The 560-nt window shown below is 63.0% G+C and carries 1 protein-coding gene; it reads right to left on the reverse strand.

Going from position 1 to position 560, the window contains the following annotated elements; genetic code table 11:
• Nucleotides 1-558 (reverse strand): class I SAM-dependent methyltransferase (locus tag A5701_RS06305; protein ID WP_231972774.1); only part of this gene is annotated, 558 nt, incomplete at its 3' end.
• Between the last annotated feature and the right edge of the window lie 2 nt (nt 559-560).

Here is a 560-nt window from a genome sequence, read left to right on the forward strand (position 1 = left end):
ATCTTCCTGCGTCGGCAGCTGGCCGCCCGGAAAAATCTCGGTGCCGATGAATCGCGCGAATCTCACATCGCTCATCGTCAGCTTGACGCCGAGTGCGGGCATCTGCTGCCATTGATAGGTCAAAATGGTGTGCAACAGCATCCGACCGTCGTCGGGCAGGATGTGGTGGGCACGTTCAAAAAAGGCCGGCCACCGGTCGGCCTTGAACGCCTCGAAGGCGCCGATCGAAACGATGCGGTCGACGGGTTCGTGAAACTTCTCCCAGCCCTCCAGCAGCACCCGCCGGGTGCGGGGGGTGTCCATCTCGTCGAACGTTCTCTGGACGTGCTCGGCCTGGTTCTCCGACAACGTCAGGCCCACGACGTTGACGTCGTACTTCTCGATGGCCCGGCGCATGGTCGCGCCCCAGCCGCAGCCGATGTCCAGCAGCGTCATGCCCGGCTCGAGATTCAACTTGCCCAGCGCCAGGTCGATCTTGGCAAGCTGCGCCTCTTCGAGCGTCATGTCGTCGCGCTCGAAGTAGGCGCAGCTGTACGTCTGGGTGGGGTCCAGGAACAACC

This window comes from Mycobacterium sp. E3305, from assembly GCF_001666785.1.
In the GTDB taxonomy this organism is placed as follows: Bacteria; Actinomycetota; Actinomycetes; order Mycobacteriales; family Mycobacteriaceae; genus Mycobacterium.